The following is a 23938-nucleotide window of genomic DNA, read 5'->3' as shown; positions in this document are numbered from 1 at the left end:
AGAGCGCGGTCTAAGTCAAGCGCGTGAACCCTGATGGAGCGCGCTGCCCGCCAGCCAGCGCGACCACGACCGGGTCCAGAACGTCCAGTCGTCGGCGTACGGCTCGTCCGCGAACGGTCGCGTCGTGTGGGTCACGTCCACGATGTCACCCCGCTGGGATATGTCGTAGAAGTAGCGGGCGCCGACCGGGGACGTCCGGACGCACCCGTGACTGGCGTTCTGCCGCCCCAGGTAGTAGTACTCGCCGACGCTCTTGTGCACGTACTCGCCGCCCAAGGTGATCCGCACCGCCAGCTCGACGCGCTCCTTGTAGTAGTCACAGCCCGAACTGCCCTTCGGGCAGGTCGCCGTCATGGTCACCGAACGCCGCTTCTCGCGGGTCAGGTGGACTCCGCTGGTCGTGATCGTGTCCGGTCGCGTGCCCGCGCCCATACTGACCTTGAATCGTCTCTTCGTGCCGTCGTGGTCGACGGTCATGGAGTGGGACCTGGCGTCCGCCACGGTGATGTTCGAGGCTCCGATGGCGAAGGACCGGGTCACATCGCGCACGCCGTACGTGTCACGGGCGGCTCGCACGCCGGCCAGGTGCGCGGTGAAGGCGACCTTCTGATGCGGGTTCCAGTACTTCTCGGTGCGGTACACGACCCGGCGGTCGGAGATCCAGCTCCAGGCCCCCGTGTCCCCGTGGGCCGAGGTGACCTCCAACGCCCGCTCCACGTTCGCGCGGTTCGCCACGGGCCCGGTGAAGTCGACGATGATCGGCATTCCGACGCCGACCGTCTCCCCCGCCGCCGGTGTCACGTCCGCGATGCCGATCGTCCGGGGCGCCTTCTGCGTGCGGAAGGCCCGGGTGACCGTGCTGACCCTGCCCTTGGCGTTCTTCGCGGTGGCCGTCACCGTGTACGCGTGACCGGGCCGCAGGGCCCAGGTGGTGCGCCACGACGTGCGGCCGGCGTTGAAACCGCCGGCGGCGCCGGTGACGGTCTCCAGCGTGCCGCCCGACACCGTCACCGTGACGCCCTCGTCGGGACGTACGCTCTGCCCGGAGGCGCTGATCCTCAGGGTCGGCGCCGACGCGTCGGCGGCGGTACGCCCGGACGAAGCGGCCTGGCCGTTCGTGCAGCCCGCTGCCAGGGCGAGTGCCAGAGCCAGAGCCGGATATCTGATCTTCAAGGACGTTCTCCAGGGCGTGCGACGGGCCGCGCGGACAGCCGCGCGACCCCGTAGATGATTTCTTCGTTCCGGCCGTGGTCGCGCGTGATGACGTCGCGCAACCCCAGGTAGCGGTAGGTACGCGGATCCAGAATCAGTTCGAGCCGCGAGGCGTCGCTCGTGGCGATGGAGAAGGCGACTCCGTGACGCCCCGCGGTGTCGGGCACGTCCGGCAGCACCTCGACGCCGGGCAGCCGGGACAGCGCGCCGTACAGCGTTGCCTGGGAACGCGGCGTGACGTCATAGGCGTCGAGCAGCCTGGTGACGAAGTCGAACACCGCCGCGTCGCGAGGCACACCGATGATCCCGGCGGCGTACTCCGTCACGCGTCCCTTCGGCTGAGGTCTCGCCCGGATGCGGTCCACCTCCGCGTAGAGCCGGGCGAGGGCCGCTTCCGGCGCTTCGGGAAGGCCGGTCAGCACGGTGCCGTGTACCGCGAGCGGCAGCCGATCCGCCGGGTGTCGCCGACCGTCCATGCGGATCCAGGACTCGACGACGCGCCGCCCGGACCGCGCCTTCGTGTCCCGCTGCATGCTCCGCACGTAGATCCACTGATGCGGTCCCATCGTGACGAGCGGCTCGCTTCGCGCCACGGTCCGGGCGCGTTCGGCGAGACGTACCGCAGGGCTGCCCGCCGGCGCGGCCGGTGCCGTCGTCGGGTCCGGTTCCCGCACCGTCGTGAGCGCGGCGACCAGTGCCACGACGGCGGTCGCGGCCACCGCGAGGCGCAATGCGATCCTTCCCTTCGCGGAACGCCGCGGCGTCGGCCTGATCGCGTCGAGCAGCCGGGCGTGACCGGATTCGATCACCTGTGGGTGGGGTGCGGCGATCCGCTCGTACCTGCGTCCGACCAGTTCGAGCTCATCCACGGTGTGCCTCCAGCGTGGCGCGCATCTTCCTGCGGGCCCGGAACAGGCGGGACGAGACGGTCCCGACCGAGACACCCAGCGCCTGTGCGACCTCCTCATAGGCGAGGCCGCTCCCCGCGACCAGGATCAGCACGTCGCGCTCGCCCTGGTTGAGACGGGCCATCGCGTCCGCGAGCGGCCGGCGCATCCCCTCGGCGGAGAGCCGGTCGATCACCGGCTCCATCGGCTCGACCGCGGGGTCCACGCCCGTCCGTGCGATGGCCCGGTAGAAGCGGAGCTCTGAGCGACGCTGCCGGCCGATGAGGTTGGTGGCGATTCCGTAGAGCCAGGGCCGGACGCCCGCGCGCTCCGGGTCGTAGCGCGCGCGGTGCCGGAACGCCTCCAGAAACGTGTCGGCCATCAGGTCGTCGGCCACGTCCGGCCCGAGGCGGCCGGCGATGTAGCGGTAGATCTCGCCGGCATAGCGCTGGTACAGCGTCGTGAACCGCTCGGGTTCGGCGAGGGAGGCGATGATCACGTCGGCGTCATGACACGCTTCCGCGATCACCACTGGCTCGTGTTCGTCATGGCGCTCTTCCGCGGTGAGGGATACGTCCGTCTGTACTTGTCCGGACGCGGGCGCCTTGTTCCCAGTTTTTTCGCGGGCGCGTGAGGCCTCAGCCCGAGCAGTCGCCCTCAGAACGGCTCCTGCGCCGAGGTGAAGGTCATCACTTCGACGCACTGACGCGGTGTTTCCTCATGTCGGCTCTGTGGCGGAGAAGTGTGGGTTCTCGATCAGTCCGAGCAGGGTTCCGTCCGGGGTGGTGAGGGTGGTGGTGCGGATCCCGCCGCCGTGGTCGGTCAGGGGGGCATGGGTGGTCGCTCCGGTCCGCATCAAGGTGGCCGCTGCCTGCTCGACGTCCTCGACGCCCCAGTAGACGATCGGGCCCGTGCCGCTTTCGGTGTGGCCGTGGGGGTCCAGCGCCAGCTCGTAGCCGCCGACGTTGAAGCCCGCGTAGTAAGGCTCGTCGAAGTAGGGAGCGATGCCCAGAACCGTCGACCACCAGCGCTTGGCGGTGTCCAGGTCGCGGACGGGGTAGACGACCGTGCGGAGTCCAAGAAACATGATCGGGACACTAGGCGCCGGTGGTGACGGTTCAGGGGCCGTGCGGCGTACGGACCGTCAGCCCGAGCAGTCGCCCTTTTCCAGGAGCCGGCCGCCGATGACCTTGTTGTCGCAGGCGATGGTGTTGCCGCCGACCGTGTCGTTGATTCCGACGCCGTCGGCGCCGGACAGGTCGATGGTGTTGCCGCGGAAGACGTTTCCGGTGCCCCCGCCCTTGATGATCTGTTCGGACGGGTAAGTGAAACCTTTCTGTCATTTCTGAAATGGCCTGTCGATCAGGAGCCGGGCAGGCCGATCACCACCGGGCCGAGCCGCCGGCTCGCGGTGGCGGGCCGGCCCGTCACCGGCGCGAAGGACGGCTGCGACGCGCCGACAGGTTCGATCAGGTAGGTGCCACCCGCGCGCGCCGGCACCGTGAACGTCGACGCCGTGGTCGGCGCCAGCACGACCGCGTGCCGGTCGTCGCCCGTCACGACCCGTACCGGTCGGCCGGGCCAGGGACTGCGCACCCGGATCGGCGCGTCCGACCCCGCCTCGATGCCGACGGTCACCGGCACACCGCCGCGGACCTGCACGTCCACCTTGTCGCGATGCTGGATGTAGACGGTGCCGTCGGCGTCCCACGACGCGGGCCAGGCGGGCGCGACGCGCAACGTGCCGTCGTAGTCCTGCGCCAGCGCGTCCTGCAGGGCGGTGGCGACCACGCCGCCCTGCTCGATGTACGGCTCGGGCTGGCGCACCGTCACGCCGAAGGAGGCCAGGCCGGACGGCCGGTCCTGGAACCGCTCGGTGAGGTCGACCAGGGTCTTGGCCATGTCGTCGGCGAGGCCGAGCCGCGCCGCGTCGATCGGGTCGAAGCTCCAGTCGTTGTCCTCGACGTACGGCCGGCGGGCGAAGGTCCGCGCGGCCAGGTCGTGCGAGGGCCCGTCGTCACCGATCAGGCCGTACGGCCAGACCGGCTCCAGGCCGATGTTCTCCACGTTGTGCGTGGCCGCCGACTGCTGCCACGACATGCCGATCACGTCCTGACCGGCGGCGTCGGCGGACGGCGGTAGCTGCTGGGTGCGCGTGGCCTGGTCGGTGCGCGGGTAAGGCATCAGCTTCGCGACCGCGGCGTCGAGCCGGGCCGCCAGGTCGGCGTCGCGGTGCAGCAGACGCGACGCCTGGGCGATGGCCGGGAACACCGCCCGCATCGCGGCGATGTCCGTCGTCGGGTCGGTGACGTCCCACTGCGTCTCATGCGCGTTGGACGGGCCGGTGTGCAGCCTGCCGTCCTCACCCACGGTGGCGTACGAGAGCATGAATCGCGCCCAGGCCCTCATCACCGGGTAGTTCTTCCGCAGGAACGCCAGGTCGTCGGTCTGCAGGTACTGCTGCCAGGCGAACAGCGAGACCTCGCCGCCCGTCGTGAGCGTCCGGGTGTTGTAGTTCGCCGGGCCCTGCCCGCTGCAGTCGAGGAACGGCCGGGCGCCCCAGCCCGCCCCGTCGTTGTGCGTCTGGTAGCCGATGCCGTTGAACCGCATCGTCTCCGGGACGCAGGCGCCGGCCTTGCCGGGGAACCGGCTCGCCGTCCAGTCCTCGATCGTCGCCAGGTCGTCACGGTACATGGCGAAGTAGCCGTCGTTGTCGCCGTACGTTCCGGCGCCCAGTGACGCGGTGACGAGCATGCGCAGGTTCCAGCCCCAGTACGCGGACGGGTCCCAGGTGTGCGTGTCCTGCGTGGAGTCGAACAGGTCGGCCACTCCGGCCTGCGAACCGGGCCGTACGTCCCCGCGCTCCGCGGCGTCCGCGTACAGGTTGATCAGCCGCAGGTTCTCCAGGTACTGGGCGGTCCCGTCCGCGGACGACAGGCGCATCAGCCCGGCCCGCCGCCAGTACCCGTGCCACCAGGCGAGGTGCGCCGCGCGCAGCGTCGCCGCGGGAGGACCGGCGGCGCCGGCGAGCCGGCCGCGTACGGCGGCGAGGGCGTCGCCGCCGGTCCAGTGCGGAGAGTCCACCACGACGCGGTACGAGCCGTCCGGGCGCGGCCGGAAGCCCACCTCGACGGTCCGCGTGTCGACGACGCGGGCGTCCACGTCGCGACCGCCCGCGGTCACCGCGGCGAGGGACCCGAAGGTCCTTCCGGTGGAACCGGGCCGCCCGCTGTCGGTCCAGGTCTGCGCCAGTGCGCCCACACCGCCCGCGGCCTGCGCGTCCGGGGTGCGCGGCGCCCACAGCGCGAGCCGGGCCGTCTGCGCGGCCGCCGGGTCTGCGCCGGTCACGTCGACGACCAGCTGGTCGGTGCCGGCGCGGACGTACGCGGTGGCCGTCATGCCGCCGCCGGATTCGACCAGCGTCCCGTCGTAGAGGTTCAGCCGGCCGCGGAAGTCGGCCGCGCCGGTGAGCTTCGCCAGGCCCGGGATCAGGACCTGGCCGGGAGAGAGCCGGTCGGGCAGCGTGTCGGCGCGGTTGAGCTGGGCGGTGAAGCCGTCCGCCGCCCACGCGGCGACGCCGAGCGTGCCGTTGCCGAGCGGCATCGCCTGCTTGGGGTCGGTGTTCGGCCGGCCCAGGACGACGTCGGAGCGGCTCACCACGCCGGGCACGTCCACGTGGAACGAGCCGTGCGCCCAGGCGGTCGTCGTCGTGCTGTCGGCGGCCGCCGGCGCCATCGGAAGGACGATCGCGCCGGCCGCGACGAGGGCTAGCAGACGCATGTCACTGCCCCACCGGGTAGGGGAACTGCGCGGTGAGGCCGATCTGGTCGTAGCGCATCTTCGAGGTGTCGAAACCGTCCCGCCAGCTGTCGTTGGCGAACTCGTTGCACTCCGCCGCCGACGGCCCGTGGTACTGGTCGCCCTGGACGTTCGTCACCTGGATGTTGGAGAAGTTGAATCCGCAGCCGCCGAAGTCCATGTGCACGCCGCGCGGCGGGGCGTCCACCATGGACGGGTCGGCCCGTACGTCGTCGATCGTCACCTGGTCCACGGAGCTGTTCGTGATGTGCGGATCGAAGTTCTGCACGCCGTACGCGTAGATGGCGCCGGTGTCGCCGCTGTCCTCGCCGACGTGCGCGATCTTCAGGTAGGACAGCGCGTTGCCCTGGGCGTAGTCGTCGGCGTTGGCGGCGGTCGTGACCGCGCGCATGCTCACCGCGTACCGGGCGCTGTGCTGCATGACGCTGTGGCTGACCACGTTCGACCCGCTGTCGAGCAGCTCGACCGCCGAGGCGTCGCCCGGCACCAGCTCGCCGTAGTAGTCGAAGTAGTCATCGGTGATCACGTTGTGGTTGGCGATATCGCCCTCGCCCGGGTACGGACCCTCGATCTTGACGCCGTCGCCGCCGATGTGGGCGAAGTAGCCGTCGGAGATCGTGTCGTGGTCGGCGCGCCCGGTCAGGTAGACGCCCTCCCACCCGGTGTTGGTGACGTGCAGGGCGTGCAGGTCGACACCGGTCGTGTGAGTCAGCGTGATCGCGCCGAAGCGGTTACGGGGCAGTTCGATCTGCCGGTCGTAGTCCTGGTACTTGTGCGCGGTGCCGGAGTCGCCGGCGGAGTTCCACGCGAAGCGGTACCAGTCGACGAAGTCCGAGTACTCGAACGCCAGCCCGTCGAAGGTCAGGTCGTGCGCGGGCGCACTGGCCGAGCCGCCCGTGACCGACACGATCGTCTGGACGGTCGGGGCCCAGACCGTGGTGTCGATCTTCCCGTCGCGAGGCCAGTAGTACAGCCAGCCGGTGGCCGAGTCGTAGTAGTACTCGCCCGCCTGGTCGAGGAAGTCCAGCGAGTTCTGGATGAAGTAGCGCGAGCCCGGGTCGTCGGTCTGAATGGAGTACCGCGTCGGGTACAGCAGCGTGGCGAGATTCTTGTTCCACGACATGTTCTTGATCGGATCGGTGTCGGTGAACCAGCTCCACTTCCCGCCCGACCAGGTCACCACCTGGGCGTCGTGCAGGTCCCAGTTCTGGTCCCAGACCCCGGGCTTGAAGGTGAGCCAGGTCTGGCTGTTGCGCCGTTCCGGGTCGAGCGTGGCGCGCAGGTAGGGCGCCCACGTCTCGTCGGTGCCGCGGTTGGGGTAGCGCGCGGTGGTCGCGCGCCGGTCGCCCTCGTACAGCGTGTGGATGGGGTGGCCGGTGCCGATCTGCGTCCGGAAGATCTTGTCCTTGTACGGCTGCCAGCCGGTGACCGGCTTGGCGCCCAGCAGGCGCGCCTTCCCGGGACCGTCGGAGCTGCGGTAGACGACGCGGTGCCCGTTGCTGCCGGAGTCGGCGCCGGTGAACGCGATCGTCTGGTCGACGGGGTAGTCACCGGCGCGAAGGTTGACGTCGATGTCGCAGTGCATGTGGCGGTTCAGGCCGTGGCCGGCGATGTGGTCGCGGGCGTGCTGGACCGTGCGCCACGGGCTGCGGGCGGTGCCGCCGGCGGAGTCGGCACCGTCCGGTGAGACGTAGAACTCGGTGGGGTGACACGGCGCGGTCTGGGCGGCGGCACCCGAAGCGGCCGCGGGGGCGGCGGCGAGCGACCCGAGCGCGGCGACGGCGACCAGCGCGAGGCGGTGCGTGAGGGAAACCATGCAGGAGACTCCTCCGGCGGCGAAGGATAAACGCTAATCGATTGGATTCGATCGATTAGCCGGACCGTAACGAGCGGAGGGCGCTCGGTCAATATTCCGCGATGTGCCGGTTTCGGCCTTGATGCCCCGATGCCGGTGCCCGGCTAGGCGCCGCCCGGCCGGGAACCGCGCTCCGCGAGCGCGTCGTCGACCGCCTGGCCGAGTTCGGTCCGCAGATGGGCGCGTTCGCGGACTGGATCCGCCGTCGGGCAGGTCAGCAGGTGTTCGAGGAGCTCCTGGGCGGCCTGGAGGTCATCGATCCGGCTCTTGATCGCCTCGATTGAGAATGTTGCGCTCAAGTCGGCTTGAGCGTGCACGGTTGACGCCGATCACCGTGAAACAGCCTGCGCACGCTCGAGGTGTTCCGCTCGGTGGGGCTGATGTCCGCGCTGGAGCAGGTCGGCTGGGAGGGCGGCCTGCCGATGCGGACGGTGTTCAAGGACCGGGCGCTCGGTGTCACCCTGAACCGAGGTGGGCTGCCGGCGCGATACTCCAGACCTGCAGCCCGGTGAATCCCCGTCTCGTCCTGACGCATGACCAGGTGCAGCGCCTCGCGCTTGATGAGCTGCGACGCCGTGGTGGTCACGTGCGGTTCGGCGTACGGCTGGCCGGCCTCGTCCCCGAGGCCGATCACGTGCGGGCTCAGGTCATCGATGTCGCCACGGGCGAGGAACGGCGGGTCAGGGCGTCCCACGTCGTCGGCGCGGACGGGGCGAGCAGCGACGTTCGGGCGGCCCTCGGTGTCACCATGCCCGGCCGTGAGGTCATCGGGCACCTCAGTACCGCGTTCTTCCGTGCCGATCTCGGACCCGTCCTGCGGGAGTGGGGGACGCACATGTGCTTCGTGCGCAACGACGCGGTGTAAGGGCGGACTCGGCATGAACACCGGCATCCAGGACGGCCACAACCTCGCCTGGAAGATCGCCGCCATTCTCGACGGATCGTTCACCCCGGCGCTGCTGGACACGTACGAGACCGAGCGCCGCGCGCCGCCGCCCAGGCGTCCCTGGCCCTCTCACGGGGAACGCACCAGGGCTACCAGTCGCTGGACGGAGACCCGAACGCTCTGTACGACAAGATCGCCGTCGGCTACCTGTTCCCGCACCGGTGGGTGCCCTCCGCCGGAGCCGGCAGGATCTCCACTGTGGACCTGGCCGGCTCACGCTGGACCCTGTTCACCGGCCCGGGCGACCGCCGGTGGCGAGCCGACCCGACGGCTTCGTGGCCTGGCGGGGAGCGACGGAGGAGTCCCTGCGGGAAGCGCTCCGCGACCTGGGCCGCGGACTCAGGTGATCAGGCCGTGTGACTTGCCGGCCGCGTGGTCGCGGACCGCCGCTTCGGCGCGCTCCGCGTCTCCGGAGGCCAGGACGATGACCAGACGGGCGTGCCACTCGGGCAGTTCGTCCAGGTCACCCTTGTAGAACGGGTCGCCCACGACCTGCAGGAGGTTCAGGCTGGGTTCGAGCACGCCCCACAGGCGCTGTACGAGCGTGTCGCCGCCGAGCGCGCACAGCCGGCGATGGAAGGCCAGGTCGGCCTGGCGCAGCTTGGACTGGCTGCCCGACCGCGCCGCGGCCCGCATGCGCTCCACCTCCTCGGTGAGCGCCTGCTCGGCCTCTGGCGTCCAGGCGGTGGCGAGCTCACGAGCGGCGATCCCTTCGAGCACGACCCGGATCTCCCGCGCCCGCGCGGCGTCCTCGGCCGAGATCTCCGCCACGTAGCTGCCCCGGCGCTGAACGTGGCTGACGAGCCCCTCGTGCGCCAGGCGGCGGATCGCGTCGCGTACGGGCGCCTGGCTGATGCCGTATCGGCGCGCCAGGTCCGACTCGACCAGGCGGGTGTTGGGCCCGAGGCTGCCGTCGATGATCGCCTGACGCAGGCGGTCGTAGACCTGGTCGGAGAGCAAACCGGTCCGCAGCGGAGCGACATCGGTCACGCTGTTGCCGCCTTCCTTCGCGACGACCTGACCCAAGAGGGGGTGCATCCCATGGCGCAGTCTAGCCGGGCACATCGACTATCGATCGAGCCGCCGGGACGCCCGCGTCAGTCGTTCGCCAACTCTCCGGTGGCGCCCTGCCCGGCCTCGATCGTGCGGTGCAGGAAGTCGGCGAGCAGGTCCAGCTCCTCATCGGTGTAATCGGCGCAGATCTGGTCCATGGAGGTGTTCATCCCCGAATACAGCTCGAACAGCTCGGGGTTTCGGGTGAGCAGGGGGTGTACGGCGACGGCACGGCGGTCGAGGGCGTCCGGATCGCGCCGGCGGGCGACCCAGCCGCCGCGTTCGAGCCGATCGAGGACGCCGGTCATGGTGGCCGGGTGCAGGCCGGCGCGGCGGGCGAGGGCGCTGGGGCTGAGCGGGCCGTGCCGGTTGACGAGATCGAGGCAGTAAAGGTCGATGTCCTTCAGGCCGGCGTGCGTGCCGACCTGGTGGTTGAGCAGGGACATCTGGATGCTGAGCTCACGTAGAGACTCTTTGATCGTGACGACCCCTCGCCGCCGACGCCGCGCCCGGTTCGCATCCTCATCAGGCGTCATGGACGTCATGCGGGTCCGCCTCCCGTCCCGGATGTGATATGTCCCGGATATTGTATGAGAGGCAGACCGGTCATCGACTCACGAACGCCGGCCGGACCGCGACAAGGACCTGTCGAGCGGCTGGTCCAGCAGGTGGCGGCGCAGGAACGCCACCTCGGCGTCGACGGCCTGTTCGTGCGCTGCCAGGAACGGGGCGTAGTGTCCGCCCGGCAGGCGGACCAGTTCCCCGTGCGGCGCCCGTTCCGCCGCCCGGGCCCCGGTCTCGAAGAGGACGGACTGATCCTGCTCGCAGGCGACGACGAGGATCGGACACGCTACGCGGGACGCGCGGCGGCCCGGGCGGTACATCGTGATCCTGAGCCCGGCACGGGCCGCGACCGCCTGCTGCCAGTCCCGGTGACGGTTCCCCGGGTTCAGCGCCCGGTCGCCGTCGCGGCTGTCCGGAGTGGTGAGCATCGCGACCGTACCCGGTTCGCCGTCGAGGGGCACCAGCAGGGGTGATCGCCCGATCAGGGCACCGGCGGCGTCCAGCAGGCCTCTGACGGTGAAGCGGAGCATCGCCGCCGGTCGCTGGTGACGCGCCGCCGCTCTCGCGGCCGCGAGGCCGTCGGCGAGCGGGGTCTGCGCGATCGCCGCGGCCAGCCGCGGGTTCTGTTCGGCGACCGGGAACATGTGGCCGCCCGCCAGGGAGAAGCCCCACGCCGCGAGCCGGTCCGCGTCGACGCCCTCCAGCGTGGCGGCGAACGCGATGGCGGCGCGCCAGTCGGCCAGTTGCTCGCCGATGCGGACGACCTGCCGGGGCCGGCCGCCGCTCTCCCCGAAACGTCGATGGTCGAAGGCGAGCACGTGAAAGCCGGCGTCCTGGAATCGTGCCGCGAACAGGTCGGTTCCCGGTTCCTTGGTCACGGCGGTACCGCCGGCCATGATCAGACAGGCGTTGTTCGTGCCCGGATAATGCCAGGCGGCGCACTCGTGCTCACCGCTGAGGAACCGAACCTTCTTCCGCTCCGTCATCGTGCGCCTCCCCGCTGGTCGGCGATGCCGATGATCTTGTTGATGGTCGAGGGCTGGTCGATGACCGCGAGCATGTGGTGGGCGACGTTGGCGCGTGAGACGCGCGTACCGCCGCGGATGTTGCGCCCGTACGCCGTCCGGTAGTCGCCGGTCAGAGGCCCGTCGGTCAACTGTGGTGGTCGTGAGATGGTCCAGTCGAGGCCGCTCTCGCGAACGAGGTCCTCCATCACCGCCAGGTCGGCGAAGTGCGCGCCGAGCATGGCGTGGGCGAACCGGCTGCCCAGATGCCGCATGAAGAACCCGTCGCCCGGGTCGTGCTTCGGCGGGTTCGGGCGGCCGGGCGATGGCACGGTGCCGACCGGCGCGGCGCTCACCACGACGAGTCGCCGTACACCGGCGGTCCGCATCGCGGTGAGGATGGCCTTCGTGCCCCGCGAGGTGATCCCCGCCTCGGTCCTCGGCTTGCGCGGCCCGAGCCCGGAGAGGACGGCGTCACTTTTGGCGACGGCGGACGCGAGCACCGCCGGGTCCGCCGCGGTGAGGTCGGCGGCGACGAGGCGAGCCTCTCCGGCCAGGCTCCGCGGGTCGCGTGCGACCGCGGTGACCTCATGGCCCGCGGCGACGGCCTGTTCGAAGATCTGCCGCCCGATACCACCGGTCGCCGCGAAGATCGTCAGCTTCATTGCTCGTGGCCTCCCTCCGGCCGTCCGACATCGACGGCCGCACACTGTTTCTCTAATGGAGACTATATGAGATTCATATTATCTTCACCGCATACGACATGACGCTGGTCACATCCATGGCGTCGACGCGCCCGGGAGGGCAGGCTTCAGCTGATCGAGACGCCCGCAGGGTCTCTGTGGCTCAGGCGCGGAGGAACGCGGGGCCGCGCTGGCGGAGGACGTCGAAGAGCATGTTCTGGATCGTCTCGCGCACCTGGTCGGTCAGGTTGAAGACCGTCATGTGGTCGTCCGCCTGCGCCGGGTCGTACCGGTCCGTGCGGATCGGCTCGCCGAAGGCGATCATCCACTTCGAGGGCAGCGGCACCAGGCCGAGCAGGCCGAACAGCGGCCAGGTCGGCGTCACCGGGAAGTACGGGAACCCGAGCAGCCGGGCCAGCGGCTTCAGGTCGGCGATCTTGGGATAGATCTCCTCGGCCCCGACGATCGCGCACGGGATGATCGGCACCTGGGCGCGCAGTGCGGTGGCCACGAACCCGCCCCGGCCGAACCGCTGGAGCCGGTAGCGCTCGCTGAACGGCTTGCCGACGCCCTTGAAGCCCTCGGGGAAGACCCCGACGAGCTGGTCCTGGGCCAGCAGCCGCGACGCGTCGGCCTGGCACGCGAGCGTGTGCCCGCTCTTGCGCGCGAGGTGGGCGAGCACCGGGACCTGGTAGACGAGGTCGGCGCCGAGCAGCCGCAGGTTGCGGTGGGCCGGGTGGTCGTCGTGCAGGCCGACCTGGAGCATGACGCCGTCGATCGGCAGCGTGCCGGAGTGGTTGCCGACGACCAGCGCGGGGCCGGTGTCGGGCACGTGTTCCATGCCGAACATCTCGACCCGGAACCAGCGCTCGTACAGGGGGCGCAGGAGCGGCAGCAGCACGTTCTCGTTGAGTTCGGGGTCGAAGCCGAACTCGTCGATCTCGTACTCGCCGGTCAGCCGCCGCCGTACGAACTGCAGAGCCGAAGCGACCTTGTGGTCCAAACCCCTCGGTTCGCGGACGAGGTGCTCTGCGGCGTCGGTGTTGAGCGGAATTACCTGCGCTTCTGGCCGCATCGCGGGTCTCGCCTCCTCCACGGGGTCGTGACTCACCTCTTGCCCCCTACGGCTCCCGCCAACCGGTCGAGGAGCCCCGCGGGCAGACCATGACCGAGACCTTGCGAATCCGCGAAATCGGTAAAGGCTTCTTCCGAACTGTATTTCGGCCGCCAGGCGAGCTCCCCCGCCAGGCGTTCGGTGTCGAGCACCCGGCCGTACGTCAGCCAGCGCAGCAGCTCCGGCGAGAAACCCTTCAGCCCGCCGAACCGGCGCCCGACGTCGCCCAGCGTCTGCAGCGCGGGCGCCGGGAGCGGCAGGGCCGGCCGGCCGGCGCGGCGCAGCGCCTGCGAGAGCAGGACGACGCCGTCGCCGGCCACGTTGTACGTGCCGGGGTGGTCCTCGGTCGCCATGCGCCGCAGCACCTCCACGCCGTCGTCCTCGTGGACGAACTGCAGGCGCGGGTCGAACCCGAGCACCGTCGCCACCACCGGCATGCGGAAGTAGCGGCTCAGCGGGTTGTCGACGTGCGGCCCGAGGAAGTTGGCGAAGCGCAGCACGGACACGGTCAGGTCGGAGCGGCGCCGGGCGAGCCCCCGGACGTACCCCTCGACCTCGACCGCGTCCTTCGCGTAGCCGGACGCGGGCGGCCGCACCGGCTCGTCGGTCTCGGAGAAGACCGCCGGGTCGTGCCCGGACGAGCCGTACACCGCCGCGGACGAACGGACCACGACCTTGCGCATCGCCGGAGACCGCTGGCAGGCCGCCAGGAGCTGCATCGTGCCGATGACGTTCTGCTCTTTGGACTTCAACCGCCCCGCGGCGGCCATCGTCACCAGGTGGAGATGCACGACCGTGTCGACCTCGGCCGCGTTAATGATCTTGGCGATGCTCGGCGTGCGGATGTCGATGCGGACGAACTCCGTGCGCCCGAGCGGCAGTGTGGGCGCGACGGTGTCCACGCCGATGACCCGTTCGATGCTGGGATCGGCCTGGAGCGTGTCCGCGACTCGTGCGCCGAGAAAGCGGGACACGCCGGTGACCAGAACCACCCGGGTGGTACCCGAGGTACGTGATCCGCTCGCCGAGGGACGCATGGATGACACAGTGCCCCCCAGCTGTTTCGACTACCTCAACGAGAAGTCACTTCTTGTTACGGCGCTGGACCCGCGTCTTCTTCAGCAGCTTGCGGTGCTTCTTCTTGGCCATGCGCTTACGACGCTTCTTGATGACAGAGCCCACGAAACCCTCACTCGATGGTCGGCAGGAGACAGGCGATCAGCACCCTTGGCGGGCACAGCCCGAAGCCCAAGGGTACCGCCGCCAGTACGCCCGTCGTCCGCGGGCTCGGCGACCCCCGACACGGTCGGGGGTCAGCCCGCCTCGATGTAAGCGTCTCGCAGATAGTCGTGGACAGCCTGCTCCGGTACGCGGAACGAACGTCCCACGCGAATTGCCGGTAGTTCTCCTGAGTGAACAAGGCGGTATACGGTCATCTTGGACACCCGCATCACCGCAGCCACCTCGGCCACAGTCAGGAACCTGACCTCGCTCAGAGGTCGCTCGCCTGAGCTCATCGGACGCCCTCTTCCACACGCCGCGCGTCAGACCTTTGCGGTGACTTTGATCACGGCCGTGTACTTTCTCCAGCGTAAATCGTGAATCTGTAGTCGCAAGAGGGGAGTTCAACCAATCAGGCTCGAACGCGCCAAAAGATACATCGTGAGCGGCGTGTAGTAGTGCGGCGGCACGTTGTCGTCCAGAGGCACCACTACCCCGATCTTGCCCTCTGCCTCCCCCGCGAACAGCGCCGGATCGTTGCAGTCCGCGAATCCGACCGTCGGTACGCCCGCCTGCCCGGCCGCGCCCGCCCAGCCGTGGTCCGCTATGACCAGATCCGGCCATAGTGTCGCGTTTGCTGTTAGTTCTTCCAGTATCGCTCGCATCGGATGTGGGTCGTGTGTATGGTGCAGCGCCCCGCCGCCCGAGAGCACCGCGACCCCGTCCACATAACGGATGTGGCGCCTCTCGGGACCCCGTGACGTGTCCGCCTCGTACGACCAGCCGGCCGCCGGAGTGATCACCTGGCAGCCGCGCGCCGCCAGCTCGCGCGCCAGCGCGAGATACACCGGCAGCAGACCGGACGGATGCCCGGTGGCGAGCAGGACGGTGTCCTCGCGAGCGGCCGCCTCGCCGATCCGCTCCCCCATCGCCTCCAGCGCGTCGATGGTCAGGTCCGGGTCGATCGTGTCGTCACCGTAAAAGTGCGATGTATCGGGATCTATCCCGCAGTTTTTTACCATCAGCGCGAAGACGTCCTCGAACGTCCATTCGCGAGTGAACTCCAGTCCGAACTGGTAGTACGGCCGTCCCGCCGCCATCCGCCGGTAGTGCAGAAGATTGTTCTGCCGTGGCGTGGCCACGTCGCCGGCGATCAGCGTGCGCACCAGGTGCTCGCGCAGCTCCGTACGAGTCGGGACCGCGGCCGGATCCGGGACCGTCATTGCATCGGGTCCAGGCCGTGCGCCGGGAACACCGCCCTCCGCGTCGCCATCACCGCCCGGTCCACCGGATGCGCCGGGTCGTAGCCGCCCGCCCACGTCCACACCTCCACGTCCTCGCCGTCGGTCATGCGTTCCGGAGCCCGTGCCCCGGTGCGGTCGCGCACGTAGTTCTGCCAGGTCGGCGGGGTGATCGTCGCCGGGTCGATGGGCCGTTCGGCCGCCTCGGCGAGCAGGTGGGTCCACGCCCGCGGCACCACCTGGACCAGGGCGTATCCGCCGCCGCCGACGAGGACCCAGCGGCCGCCGGCGGTCTCGTGGGCCAGCCGGTGCAGCGCGCGGTACGCGGCGCGCTGCCCGTCGACGCTCAGCCGCAGGTGCGCCAGGGGATCCAGGTCGTGGCTGTCGCATCCCTGCTGGGTCACCAGCACCTGCGGCCCGAACTCCCGCAGCAGCGGCGGGACGACACCGTCGAACGCCCGGAGCCAGAGCCGGTCGTCGGTGCCGGCCGGCAGCGCCACGTTGACCGCGGTGCCCTCGGCGCCGGTGTCCTGCGGCAGGCCGGTGCCGGGGAACAGGGTCTGCGGCGACTCGTGCAGGCTGATCGTCAGCACCCGCGGGTCGTCGTAGAACGCGGCCTGGACGCCGTCGCCGTGGTGGACGTCGACGTCGACGTAGGCGACCTTCGTGGCGCCCTGCTCCAGCAGCCAGGCGATCGCGATGGCCGGGTCGTTGTAGACGCAGAAACCGGACGCCGCGCCGTGCATCGCGTGGTGCAGGCCGCCGGCGATGTTGGCGGCGTGCGTCGCCGTGCCCTCCCAGACGGCGCGCGCGGCCGCCACGGTCGCCCCGGCGACCAGCGCGGACGCGTCGTGCATGCCGGAGAAGACCGGGTTGTCGGTGAGCCCGAGGCCACGGGCGGGGTCGGGCCGCTCGGCGCGTACGGCGTCGATGTAGGCGGGATCGTGGACGAGCCGCAACAGGTCGTCGTCGGCGGGCTCGAACCCCTCGACGGTGACCCCGGGCGCGTCCAGGACGCCGAACTCACGGGCCAAGGCCATGGTCAGCTCGACGCGTAGCGGATTCATCGGATGTTCGGCGCCGAAGTCGTACGAGGTGAGACGCTCGTCCCAGAAGATCCGCAGGGACGGCTCGTACGAGGGCCCGCTCCGTTCGTCCATGTTGGTCACGGTACCGGTAGGCTCCGCGGCCATGGGCCTGGAGATGCGCGCCACCTGCGAACGCTGCGACGAGCCGCTCTACGCCAACGGGCTGGCCTACATCTGCAGCTACGAGTGCACGTTCTGCGCGGCGTGCACCCGCGCGATGGCGCACACCTGTCCTGACTGCGGCGGCGAACTGGCCCGCCGCCCCACGCGCGTCTGACCCTCGCGCCCTGGCGGCGGAACCGCTCACTCGGCATCGGGCAACAGCAGGTGTCCCGACCGAGAGCCGACCGAGAGCCAGAGGTCAGTGAGAATGAGCGAGAGCGGCCCGACCGCGACCGAGGCGGACGACGCCTCCTTGATCGCGCGGTCCCGCCACGAACCCGAGGTGTTCGCCGAGGTCTTCCGACGGTACGCGCCTCAGATCAAGCGGTACGTCACCCGCCGGCTGGGGCCGGACGCGGCCGAGGACGTCGTCGCCGACACGTTCCTGCTGGCGTTCCGGCAGCGTGACCGCTACGACCTGTCCCAGCCGAACGCCCGTCCGTGGCTGTACGGCATCGCCACCAACCGGATCGGACGGCACCGCCGCGGCGAGGTGCGGCTGCTGCGCGCCCTCGCCCGTACGGGCGCCGACCCGGTCACCGAGTCGTTCACCGACCGCAGCGACGAACGGGTCAGCGCCACGGCGGTACGCCGCCGCCTGGCCGACGCGCTCGCGAAGCTGCCCGCCGGCCACCGCGACGCGTTGCTGCTGGTGGCCTGGGCCGGCTTCGGCTACGCCGAGGCGGCGCAGGCCCTGGACGTGCCGATCGGAACGGTGCGCTCGCGCCTGAGCCGTGCCCGGACGAAGCTGCGCGAGGAACTCGGCGGGGCCGACCCCACATCGATCGGAGAGGAAGCGCTTCATGGATGAGATGGCCCAGTTGAACCTGCTGCGCGCCGAGGTCCCCGAGCCTGACCTGCCGGGCCTGCGCGCCGAGGAGGAGCGCCTCATGGCCGCCATCGCCGAGCCCACCGGGTCCGGCCCGGCCCGGCGTACGTCCCGGCGCCGTGTCTTCGTACGGGTCGGCGTCGCCGGTGGCCTGGCCGCCGCGGCGGTCGCCGCCGCGGTCGCGGTGAGCCTGGACTCGGGCCCACGGCCGGCTCTGCCCGCCCCGCCGCCGTCGGCCGTGGCACCCGTGGCCGTCATCCGGACCCTGGACCACGCCGCGGAGGCGGCGCTGCGCCGGCCGGAGCCGCACCCGCGGCCGGGCCAGTTCCTGGTCGTCCGGTCGCGGTCTCTGGAAGAGGTGGACTCCGACTCCGCCCGCTACCTCAGCGACACGCGTCGTACGGTCTGGCTGCCGGTGGCCGGGGACGCGACGGGCGGCGTCATCGAGGAGCAGGTGCTGGCCCCGAAGGCCTACCCCGGATGGCCGATCCCGCCCGAGGCGCGGACCGAACAGGGCGCGCACGGTCCCGACCGGCTCGCCGACTTCGACGGACGCGCGGAGTACCTCCGCAACGACTACGCCTACCTGAGCCGCCTGCCGACGGACACCGCCGGGATGCGACGGCATCTCTACGTCGGGGCGAAGAGGGGCGCCGAGGGCGACCGTGATGCGTGGCAGCGAGTGGGCGGCATGCTCACCGAGGCGTACCTGCCGGCGGCGCAGCGGGCCGCGCTGTTCCGCGCGGCCGCGACGATCCCCGGGGCCGAGGCGGTCGCGTCGGCGCAGGACGCCGCCGGGCGGGCGGGCGTCGCCGTCGCCATGACCGACCCCGAGGCGGGCACGCGCCAGGAGTACATCTTCGACCGCCACACCTACCTCTACCTGGGCGCGCGCACCGTGATCGTGGATCCGGCGAAGGCCCGGGGCACGAAGGGCGGCGTCACGGAGTCCACCGCCCAGCTGAGCGTGCGGGTCTCCGACACGGCCCCGCGGATCAAGAAGAACTAGAAGTCAGAGCCGGGCCGGGCGTGCTCCGGCCCGGCTCTTCACACCGGCTCTTCACACCGGCGGGTCGGTGCGGAGGATGCTGTACGTCACCCCGTCGCGCCACGCGCCGTCCCGCCAGCCGCAGCCCCGCATCACGCCCTCGCGGGTGAAGCCGGCCCGTTCGAGCGCCTTCTGCTCGGCGACGTTGTCCACCTCGGTGTCGGCCTCGATCCGGTGGACGGTCGTGTGGGCGAACAGGTAGCGGGCCAGCAGGCGGTGCGCCTCCGTGCCGTACCCCTTGCCCCGGGCGCCGGGCAGCATGGCGATGCCCATGGTGAAGCAGAACGACGCCGGAGTCGGCTGCCGCCGGTTCCACGCGACGAACCCCAGGCGTTCCTCTCCTCGCCGCACCATGAGGACGCCGCCGTCCTCGCCGAGCATGCCGTTGTCGGTCCACCGGCGGCGGTAGCGGCTCGCGTCGCGCCAGCCGAACCAGGCGAACTCCCCGGTGGAGTCCGGATCGCCGGTCAGCCGCTCCAGGATCGTCAAATCCTCCTCGGTCACCGGGCGCAGTACGAGCGATTGTTCGTCCATGCCTGAGCAACGCGGGACGGCGGCTCGATGTCACCGGAAATCACACGGCGGCCGTGTGGCGGTCCGCCGGGGCCGCCTCCTCGCCGACCGTGCGGTCGCGGCCGGCGCCGAGGCCCGGCACGAGCATCACGGCCGAGACGGCGAGCACCAGAACGCCCGGCGCGGTCCAGCCGTGCGTCGCGTCGTGCACCGCGCCGACGGCCAGCGGGCCGAGCGCCGCGATGACGTACCCCACGCCCTGCGCCATCCCGGAGAGTTGTGCGGTCATGTGCGGGTCGGACGTTCGCAGGCCGATGAACGACAGGGCGGTGGCGAACCCGAGGCCCTGGCCGAGGCCGAGGATGACGATCCACAGCCAGACGGAGCCGGCCGGCGCCCAGATCGACCCGGCGTACCCGGCCGCGGTGAGCAGGACGGTGAGCGCCACCAGGGGCCGCTGGTCGCGGAGCCGGCGTGCGAGCACCGGCACCAGCAAGGCCCCGGCGGCCTGGACCAGGTTCGTGAGGCCCAGTGCGTACCCGGCGGTGGCATCGCTCAGCCCACGGTCCAGGAAGACGCTGGACAGCCAGCCATTGGTGACGTAGGCGAGCAGCGACTGCAGGCCCATGAAACAGGTGACCTGCCAGGCGAGGGCCGACCGCCACACCTTGGACGAGCCGGCCTCCGGCGGCGGCGTGGCCGCGGCCACGCCGCGCAGCCGCGGCAGCCACGCGATCCCCGCCAGGGCCGCCGGGATGGCCAGCAGCATCAACGGCGGCCGCCAGCCCGACCCCAGCGCGTGCCGCAGCGGCACCACCACGCCGGTGGACACCGCGGCGCCGGCGGTGATCGCGACGGTGTAGACGGCCGTGACGGTCGTGATCGCCTGCGGATGGTCGCGCTTGATGATCGCCGGCACGGCGATGTTGCCGATGCTGATCGCGATGCCGGCCAGCAGCGCGCCCCCGAACAGCGTCGGCTGGAGCGGGATCACCCGGACGAGCAGCCCGAGCACGAGCAGGGCCATGCTCGTGACCAGCAGCGTCTCACCGCGCGGCCTGCGACGGGTGAACGGGGCGATCAGCCCGTACGAGCCGAAGAACAGCACCGGGAGCGTCGTCAGCGCGCCCGCCGCGGTGCCGGACAGGTCGAGGTCGTCCTGGATCTGCCGCAGCAGGGGCCCGACCGCCACGACGGCGGGCCGCAGGTTCAGCGCGACCAGAACGATCATGATGACGCCGGCGTGGCGCCTCAAAGCAGTGCCTCCAGAGCGTCAAGGGTGGGCACGATGACGCTTTCCGCGGCGCGCCCGGCCGCGTCCGGGTCGCGCGCCGCGATCGCGTCGACCACCGCGCGGTGCGCCTCGGGTCCGGCGTCGGACAGCTCGCGGTCCAGCCGGACCGCGCTCAGCGACTCGCGCAGCCGGCTCTGGAAGTACCGGAAGGCCTCGACCAGTAATGCGTTGTGCGAGGCCTCCGCGACGCCGAGGTGGAACGCCGCGTCGGCAGTGCCGAACTCCGCCGGGTCGAGGGCCGCGTCCCGGTCCTCCAGCAGGGCGTGCAGCCGCAGGAGGTCGTCCTGCGTGCGCCGCCGGGCCGCCAGCCGCGCCGCCTGGACGTCGTACGCCTGCTGGAGCTCGAACACGTCGCGCAGCGTGGACCGCTCGACGCGGCGCAGCAGCGGGCGCGGGTCGACCGCGCTGCGCACGTACGTGCCGTCGCCCCGGCGGACCTCCAGCACGCCGATGTGACTCAGCGCCCGGATCGCCTCGCGTACGGCCGGCCGGCTGACCGCGAGCCGGGCGGCGAGGTCGTACTCGCCGGGAATCCGGTCGCCGACCGACCAGTTTCCCGCCGTGAGCTGCCCCTGCATCTGGTCGATCACCGCTTCGACCGCCGAAGCCCGAGGAACCGGTTCAAGTGTGGTCACGTCTTGTGATCATGCCAGATGTCAGGCATGTTAAACGTCTGACATCTGATGTCTCAACCATGTTGTGACGTGAACAGCCGAAAGGTGGGGGCATCTAACTACGTAGGTGGCTCCTGGCCCAGGAGGCGGTTGCGGTGGAAACTGTGGAAGAAGTGAACATCCCCCCGTTCGCTCGGACCCCGAGCTCGCAGAGCCGCGTGCTCACCACGGCGGTGCGTTTCGGGGTCAGACCGTTCGCGGGCCGGATCAAGGGCCGATCGGCGACCATCCGGCTGTGGCGCTCGCTGCTGGGGGCCGGTGCCCGCTGCCTGCGAGCCGACCCGCGCGTGAGCATCGAGCCGATCATCGATCCCTGTGTCGAGGATCCGGACGTGAAACGGCCCGTACGCGGCGAGTGGCTGCGCTCCCCCGGCTGTTCGCCCGAGCGAGGCGCGATCCTCTACCTCCACGGTGGCGGCTACGCCATCTGCTCCCCCCGCACCCATCGCGTGATCACCACCCGGCTCGCGATGGACACGGACCTTCCGGTGCTCGCCCCCGACTACCGGCTCGCCCCCGAACACCCCTTTCCGGCCGCCTTCGAGGACGTGCTCGACGCCTACCGGCTGCTGCTGGCGCGCGGTTTCTCCTCCGACCGCATCATCATCGCGGGCGACTCCTCCGGCGGTCACCTGGCCACCGCCCTCACCGCGGAGGCCTGCCGTACGGGCCTGCCGGCGCCGGCCGGCGTCGTGCTGTTCTCCCCCTGGGTCGACCTCACCGGTGAGCTGGCCCTGGCCTCGGTGTCGAGCAGCCGCGACCCCTACATCGTCCCGGCCGTCGCCACCCGGTTCGGCCGGCTCTACGTCGGGAAGGGCGACTGGGAGGATCCCCGCCTCTCGCTGCTGACCTGCCCGAACGAGGAGCTTCCCCCCTTTCTCATCCAGGTCGGCGGCATCGAGGTGCTCCGGGCCGAGGCCGAGGCCCTCGCGGAGGTGCTCGACGAGGCCGGGAGCCCGTACGACCTTCAGATCTGGCCGGAGCAGATGCACGTCTTCCAGATCTTCAACCGGCTCCTCCCCGAGGCCGACGCCGCGATGCGCGAGGCGGGCCGCTTCATCCGGAGAGTGCTCGGCACGGATTCCATCACCGAAGCCGCCTGATAATCTACGTCCATGCGAGGACCTCGACAGAGCTTTCGATACAGCTGGCGTGCCGCCTGACGGCGGTCGCCCAGTCCTCGTACCCACCCACGGCCGCCGCTCCGGCGGCCGTTTTTCGTGCGCTCCGCCGGGCGGCCCACGCACGAAGGAGTCACCATGAGTGACCGGAGCGAAGGCACGCCGCGTGTCCTCAGCCTGTTCACCCCCTCCGGCAGTCCCACGCTCGGCAACCTGCTCGGCGCGCTGCTCCCCTCGGTCCGCCTGCTGGAGACGGCCGACTGCGTCTACGGCGTCTCGGACCTGCACGCCCTCACCAGCGACCACGACCCGGCGCGGCTGCGCGAGCGATCGCTGGAGCTGGCCGGACTGGCGATCGCGGCCGGGATCGACCCGGCGCGCTGCGTGCTGTTCCTGCAGAGCAACGTTCCGGCCCACGCCGAGCTGGCCTACCTGCTGGAGAGCACCGCGCACTACGGCGAGATGCAGCGGATGATCCAGTTCAAGGAGAAGTCGGCACGCCAGTCCGTCGTGCGCCTGTCGCTGCTGACCTATCCGGCGCTGATGGCCGCCGACATCCTGCTCTACCAGGCCACCGACGTGCCGGTCGGCGCCGACCAGGCCCAGCACGTGGAGCTGACCCGTGACCTGGCGACGCGGTTCAACCGGCGGTACGGCCCGGTGTTCACGATGCCCCGCGCGGTCCACCCGCCGGCCGCGGCGCGGGTCATGGACCTGGCCGACCCGACCGCGAAGATGAGCAAGTCGGTCGACTCCCCCGGCACGATCTTCCTGCTCGACCCCATCGACGTCGTCCGGCGCAAGATCATGCGGGCGGTGACCGACTCGGGCACCGACGTCACGTACGACGCCGACGCCAAGCCGGGCGTGTCCAACCTGCTGGCCATCCTGTCCGCCTGCACCGGCACCCCGGTCACGGACCTCACCGCCGGCTCGTACGGCGCGCTGAAGAAGGAGACCGCCGACGCCGTCATCGCCCTGCTCGAACCCCTCCAGCGCCGCTACGCCGACCTGTCCGCCGACCCCGCGGCACTGGAGGGCATCCTCCGTACGGGCGCGGAGCGGGCCGGCGAGCGGGCGGCCGGCACCGTCACCGCGGCGAAGAAGGCGATGGGCCTGCTCGCGGCATGAAGAGGTCCGGCCGGAGACTCAGACGTTGACCGGCTGCTCGTGGGGGGCCGTCGCCGACCGGCGACTCCGGGCCGAGACGGCGAGACCGATCGCGGCGGCGACGGTGGCGACGCCCTCCGCGACGGTGGTCACGACCTTCTCCGTGTACCAGATGGGCTCGTACATGTCCGGGAGCGGGCCGATCGCGCCGACGTCGACGTAGCGGTAGAGCACCACGGCGCCGAAGGCACTGGCGGCGACCAGGAACGCGATGAGGTACGGCACGGGCCGGGGACGGACGAGCACGAGGATCGCCACCACCGCGGCGACCGCGCCCTGCACCCAGAACAGCGTGCCCTCGCTGATGGTCCCGGTCTGGCCCGTGTCTCCGGCCAGGTGGAAGTGCACGTACGCGTCGACGGCGAGGCCGACGAAGACGGCGAGTCGAAGTAGTAGCGCCATACTCCGGTCACGAACGGCGGGACGGTTCGGTTCAGCGA

Annotated in this window: 28 protein-coding genes and 1 pseudogene; 8 read left to right on the top strand and 21 right to left on the bottom strand. The window is 70.9% G+C overall.

Annotation, left to right across the window (positions count from 1 at the left end; translation table 11 throughout):
- Nucleotides 1-15: 15 nt before the first annotated feature.
- From QSK37_RS40570 to QSK37_RS40540, 7 genes are all read right to left on the bottom strand, one after another.
- Nucleotides 16-1173 (bottom strand): L,D-transpeptidase, encoded by a 1158-nt coding sequence (locus QSK37_RS40570; protein WP_285631983.1) that lies wholly within the window; start codon nucleotides 1171-1173, stop codon nucleotides 16-18.
- On the bottom strand, nucleotides 1170-2081 hold the full coding sequence (locus QSK37_RS40565) for a CU044_5270 family protein (protein ID WP_285631981.1): 912 nt from the start codon (nucleotides 2079-2081) through the stop codon (nucleotides 1170-1172). Before QSK37_RS40565 ends, QSK37_RS40570 begins: the two co-directional genes overlap by 4 nt.
- The gene (locus tag QSK37_RS40560; RefSeq protein WP_285631978.1) at nucleotides 2074-2628 is read right to left on the bottom strand and encodes an RNA polymerase sigma factor; all 555 of its coding nucleotides are present in this window, start codon (nucleotides 2626-2628) and stop codon (nucleotides 2074-2076) included. Before QSK37_RS40560 ends, QSK37_RS40565 begins: the two co-directional genes overlap by 8 nt.
- A 189-nt stretch (nucleotides 2629-2817) precedes the next feature.
- Entirely contained in the window at nucleotides 2818-3186 is a 369-nt protein-coding gene (locus QSK37_RS40555) for a VOC family protein (protein WP_285631976.1), read from the bottom strand.
- A gap of 275 nt (nucleotides 3187-3461) precedes the next feature.
- Nucleotides 3462-5879, bottom strand: a complete 2418-nt coding sequence (locus QSK37_RS40550; protein ID WP_285631973.1) for a glycosyl hydrolase family 95 catalytic domain-containing protein — start codon at nucleotides 5877-5879, stop codon at nucleotides 3462-3464.
- A 1-nt stretch (nucleotide 5880) separates the two neighbouring features.
- Entirely contained in the window at nucleotides 5881-7734 is a 1854-nt protein-coding gene (locus QSK37_RS40545) for a hypothetical protein (RefSeq protein WP_285631970.1), read from the bottom strand.
- 143 nt (nucleotides 7735-7877) lie between these two features.
- Nucleotides 7878-8072 (bottom strand): hypothetical protein, encoded by a 195-nt coding sequence (locus QSK37_RS40540; RefSeq protein ID WP_285631967.1) that lies wholly within the window; start codon nucleotides 8070-8072, stop codon nucleotides 7878-7880.
- A gap of 72 nt (nucleotides 8073-8144) precedes the next feature.
- Here QSK37_RS40540 and QSK37_RS40535 point away from each other — a divergent pair, with 72 nt between their 5' ends.
- From QSK37_RS40535 to QSK37_RS51540, 3 genes and pseudogenes are all read left to right on the top strand, one after another.
- Nucleotides 8145-8285, top strand: coding sequence for a hypothetical protein (locus tag QSK37_RS40535; protein ID WP_285631964.1), 141 nt, complete (start codon nucleotides 8145-8147; stop codon nucleotides 8283-8285).
- The gene (locus QSK37_RS40530; protein WP_285631961.1) at nucleotides 8282-8638 is read left to right on the top strand and encodes an FAD-dependent monooxygenase; all 357 of its coding nucleotides are present in this window, start codon (nucleotides 8282-8284) and stop codon (nucleotides 8636-8638) included. Before QSK37_RS40535 ends, QSK37_RS40530 begins: the two co-directional genes overlap by 4 nt.
- Nucleotides 8532-8750 (top strand): annotated as a pseudogene (locus QSK37_RS51540) (FAD-dependent monooxygenase); the annotation flags it as partial. The gene QSK37_RS40530 and the pseudogene QSK37_RS51540, both read left to right, overlap by 107 nt.
- Before the next feature lie 308 nt (nucleotides 8751-9058).
- On the opposite strand, the gene QSK37_RS40520 reads toward QSK37_RS51540, so the two are convergent.
- The 10 genes from QSK37_RS40520 to QSK37_RS40475 form a co-directional block, all read right to left on the bottom strand.
- Complete coding sequence (locus QSK37_RS40520) at nucleotides 9059-9709, bottom strand: GntR family transcriptional regulator (protein WP_285631958.1); 651 nt, start codon at nucleotides 9707-9709, stop codon at nucleotides 9059-9061.
- A 107-nt stretch (nucleotides 9710-9816) separates the two neighbouring features.
- Nucleotides 9817-10308, bottom strand: coding sequence for a MarR family transcriptional regulator (locus QSK37_RS40515; protein WP_285631953.1), 492 nt, complete (start codon nucleotides 10306-10308; stop codon nucleotides 9817-9819).
- A gap of 78 nt (nucleotides 10309-10386) precedes the next feature.
- Complete coding sequence (locus QSK37_RS40510) at nucleotides 10387-11322, bottom strand: alpha/beta hydrolase (protein ID WP_285631950.1); 936 nt, start codon at nucleotides 11320-11322, stop codon at nucleotides 10387-10389.
- Complete coding sequence (locus QSK37_RS40505) at nucleotides 11319-12005, bottom strand: NAD(P)-dependent oxidoreductase (protein WP_285631946.1); 687 nt, start codon at nucleotides 12003-12005, stop codon at nucleotides 11319-11321. Before QSK37_RS40505 ends, QSK37_RS40510 begins: the two co-directional genes overlap by 4 nt.
- Before the next feature lie 181 nt (nucleotides 12006-12186).
- The gene (locus tag QSK37_RS40500; protein ID WP_285631943.1) at nucleotides 12187-13098 is read right to left on the bottom strand and encodes a lysophospholipid acyltransferase family protein; all 912 of its coding nucleotides are present in this window, start codon (nucleotides 13096-13098) and stop codon (nucleotides 12187-12189) included.
- Between the two features lie 32 nt (nucleotides 13099-13130).
- The gene (locus QSK37_RS40495; protein WP_285631940.1) at nucleotides 13131-14174 is read right to left on the bottom strand and encodes an NAD-dependent epimerase/dehydratase family protein; all 1044 of its coding nucleotides are present in this window, start codon (nucleotides 14172-14174) and stop codon (nucleotides 13131-13133) included.
- Between the two features lie 46 nt (nucleotides 14175-14220).
- A complete protein-coding gene (locus QSK37_RS40490) occupies nucleotides 14221-14319 on the bottom strand; it encodes a 30S ribosomal protein bS22 (RefSeq protein ID WP_012854759.1) in 99 nt (32 codons plus the stop codon).
- A gap of 131 nt (nucleotides 14320-14450) precedes the next feature.
- A complete protein-coding gene (locus QSK37_RS40485) occupies nucleotides 14451-14654 on the bottom strand; it encodes a helix-turn-helix domain-containing protein (RefSeq protein ID WP_187233448.1) in 204 nt (67 codons plus the stop codon).
- 108 nt (nucleotides 14655-14762) lie between these two features.
- Nucleotides 14763-15581: a phosphatase gene (locus QSK37_RS40480; RefSeq protein WP_285631937.1), complete on the bottom strand. Its 819-nt coding sequence runs from the start codon at nucleotides 15579-15581 to the stop codon at nucleotides 14763-14765.
- Nucleotides 15578-16759: an acetoin utilization protein AcuC gene (locus QSK37_RS40475; protein ID WP_432705645.1), complete on the bottom strand. Its 1182-nt coding sequence runs from the start codon at nucleotides 16757-16759 to the stop codon at nucleotides 15578-15580. Before QSK37_RS40475 ends, QSK37_RS40480 begins: the two co-directional genes overlap by 4 nt.
- A gap of 31 nt (nucleotides 16760-16790) precedes the next feature.
- Between QSK37_RS40475 and QSK37_RS40470 the strand changes: the two genes are divergently transcribed.
- The 3 genes from QSK37_RS40470 (at nucleotide 16791) to QSK37_RS40460 (ending at nucleotide 18687) form a co-directional block, all read left to right on the top strand.
- Entirely contained in the window at nucleotides 16791-16964 is a 174-nt protein-coding gene (locus tag QSK37_RS40470; RefSeq protein WP_285631934.1) for a DUF1272 domain-containing protein, read from the top strand.
- Between the two features lie 93 nt (nucleotides 16965-17057).
- Entirely contained in the window at nucleotides 17058-17660 is a 603-nt protein-coding gene (locus QSK37_RS40465) for an RNA polymerase sigma factor (RefSeq protein ID WP_285578339.1), read from the top strand.
- A complete protein-coding gene (locus tag QSK37_RS40460; RefSeq protein ID WP_285631931.1) occupies nucleotides 17653-18687 on the top strand; it encodes a CU044_5270 family protein in 1035 nt (344 codons plus the stop codon). Before QSK37_RS40465 ends, QSK37_RS40460 begins: the two co-directional genes overlap by 8 nt.
- 51 nt (nucleotides 18688-18738) lie before the next feature.
- Here the strand turns inward: QSK37_RS40460 and QSK37_RS40455 are convergent, their stop codons facing one another.
- From QSK37_RS40455 to QSK37_RS40445, 3 genes are read right to left on the bottom strand one after another with little or no spacing between them, the layout of a single operon-like run.
- Entirely contained in the window at nucleotides 18739-19260 is a 522-nt protein-coding gene (locus QSK37_RS40455) for a GNAT family N-acetyltransferase (protein ID WP_285631928.1), read from the bottom strand.
- A 40-nt stretch (nucleotides 19261-19300) separates the two neighbouring features.
- Nucleotides 19301-20470 carry a CynX/NimT family MFS transporter gene (locus QSK37_RS40450; protein ID WP_285631925.1) on the bottom strand — a complete coding sequence of 390 codons (1170 nt, stop codon included), beginning with the start codon at nucleotides 20468-20470 and terminating at the stop codon, nucleotides 19301-19303.
- A gap of 20 nt (nucleotides 20471-20490) precedes the next feature.
- A complete protein-coding gene (locus tag QSK37_RS40445; RefSeq protein ID WP_285631922.1) occupies nucleotides 20491-21168 on the bottom strand; it encodes a FadR/GntR family transcriptional regulator in 678 nt (225 codons plus the stop codon).
- 152 nt (nucleotides 21169-21320) lie between these two features.
- Here QSK37_RS40445 and QSK37_RS40440 point away from each other — a divergent pair, with 152 nt between their 5' ends.
- Both QSK37_RS40440 and trpS read left to right on the top strand, forming a co-directional pair.
- Nucleotides 21321-22310, top strand: a complete 990-nt coding sequence (locus tag QSK37_RS40440) for an alpha/beta hydrolase (protein WP_285578334.1) — start codon at nucleotides 21321-21323, stop codon at nucleotides 22308-22310.
- A 156-nt stretch (nucleotides 22311-22466) separates the two neighbouring features.
- Entirely contained in the window at nucleotides 22467-23459 is a 993-nt protein-coding gene (gene trpS / locus QSK37_RS40435) for a tryptophan--tRNA ligase (protein WP_285631918.1), read from the top strand.
- Nucleotides 23460-23477: 18 nt separating this feature from the next.
- Here trpS and QSK37_RS40430 read toward each other — a convergent pair whose 3' ends face one another.
- A complete protein-coding gene (locus QSK37_RS40430) occupies nucleotides 23478-23900 on the bottom strand; it encodes a hypothetical protein (RefSeq protein WP_285578332.1) in 423 nt (140 codons plus the stop codon).
- Nucleotides 23901-23938 lie beyond the last annotated feature (38 nt).

The sequence above is a fragment of the Actinoallomurus iriomotensis genome (assembly GCF_030269445.1).
In the GTDB taxonomy this organism is placed as follows: Bacteria; Actinomycetota; Actinomycetes; order Streptosporangiales; family Streptosporangiaceae; genus Actinoallomurus; species Actinoallomurus iriomotensis.
This window is presented reverse-complemented; position numbering and strand designations above follow the sequence as displayed.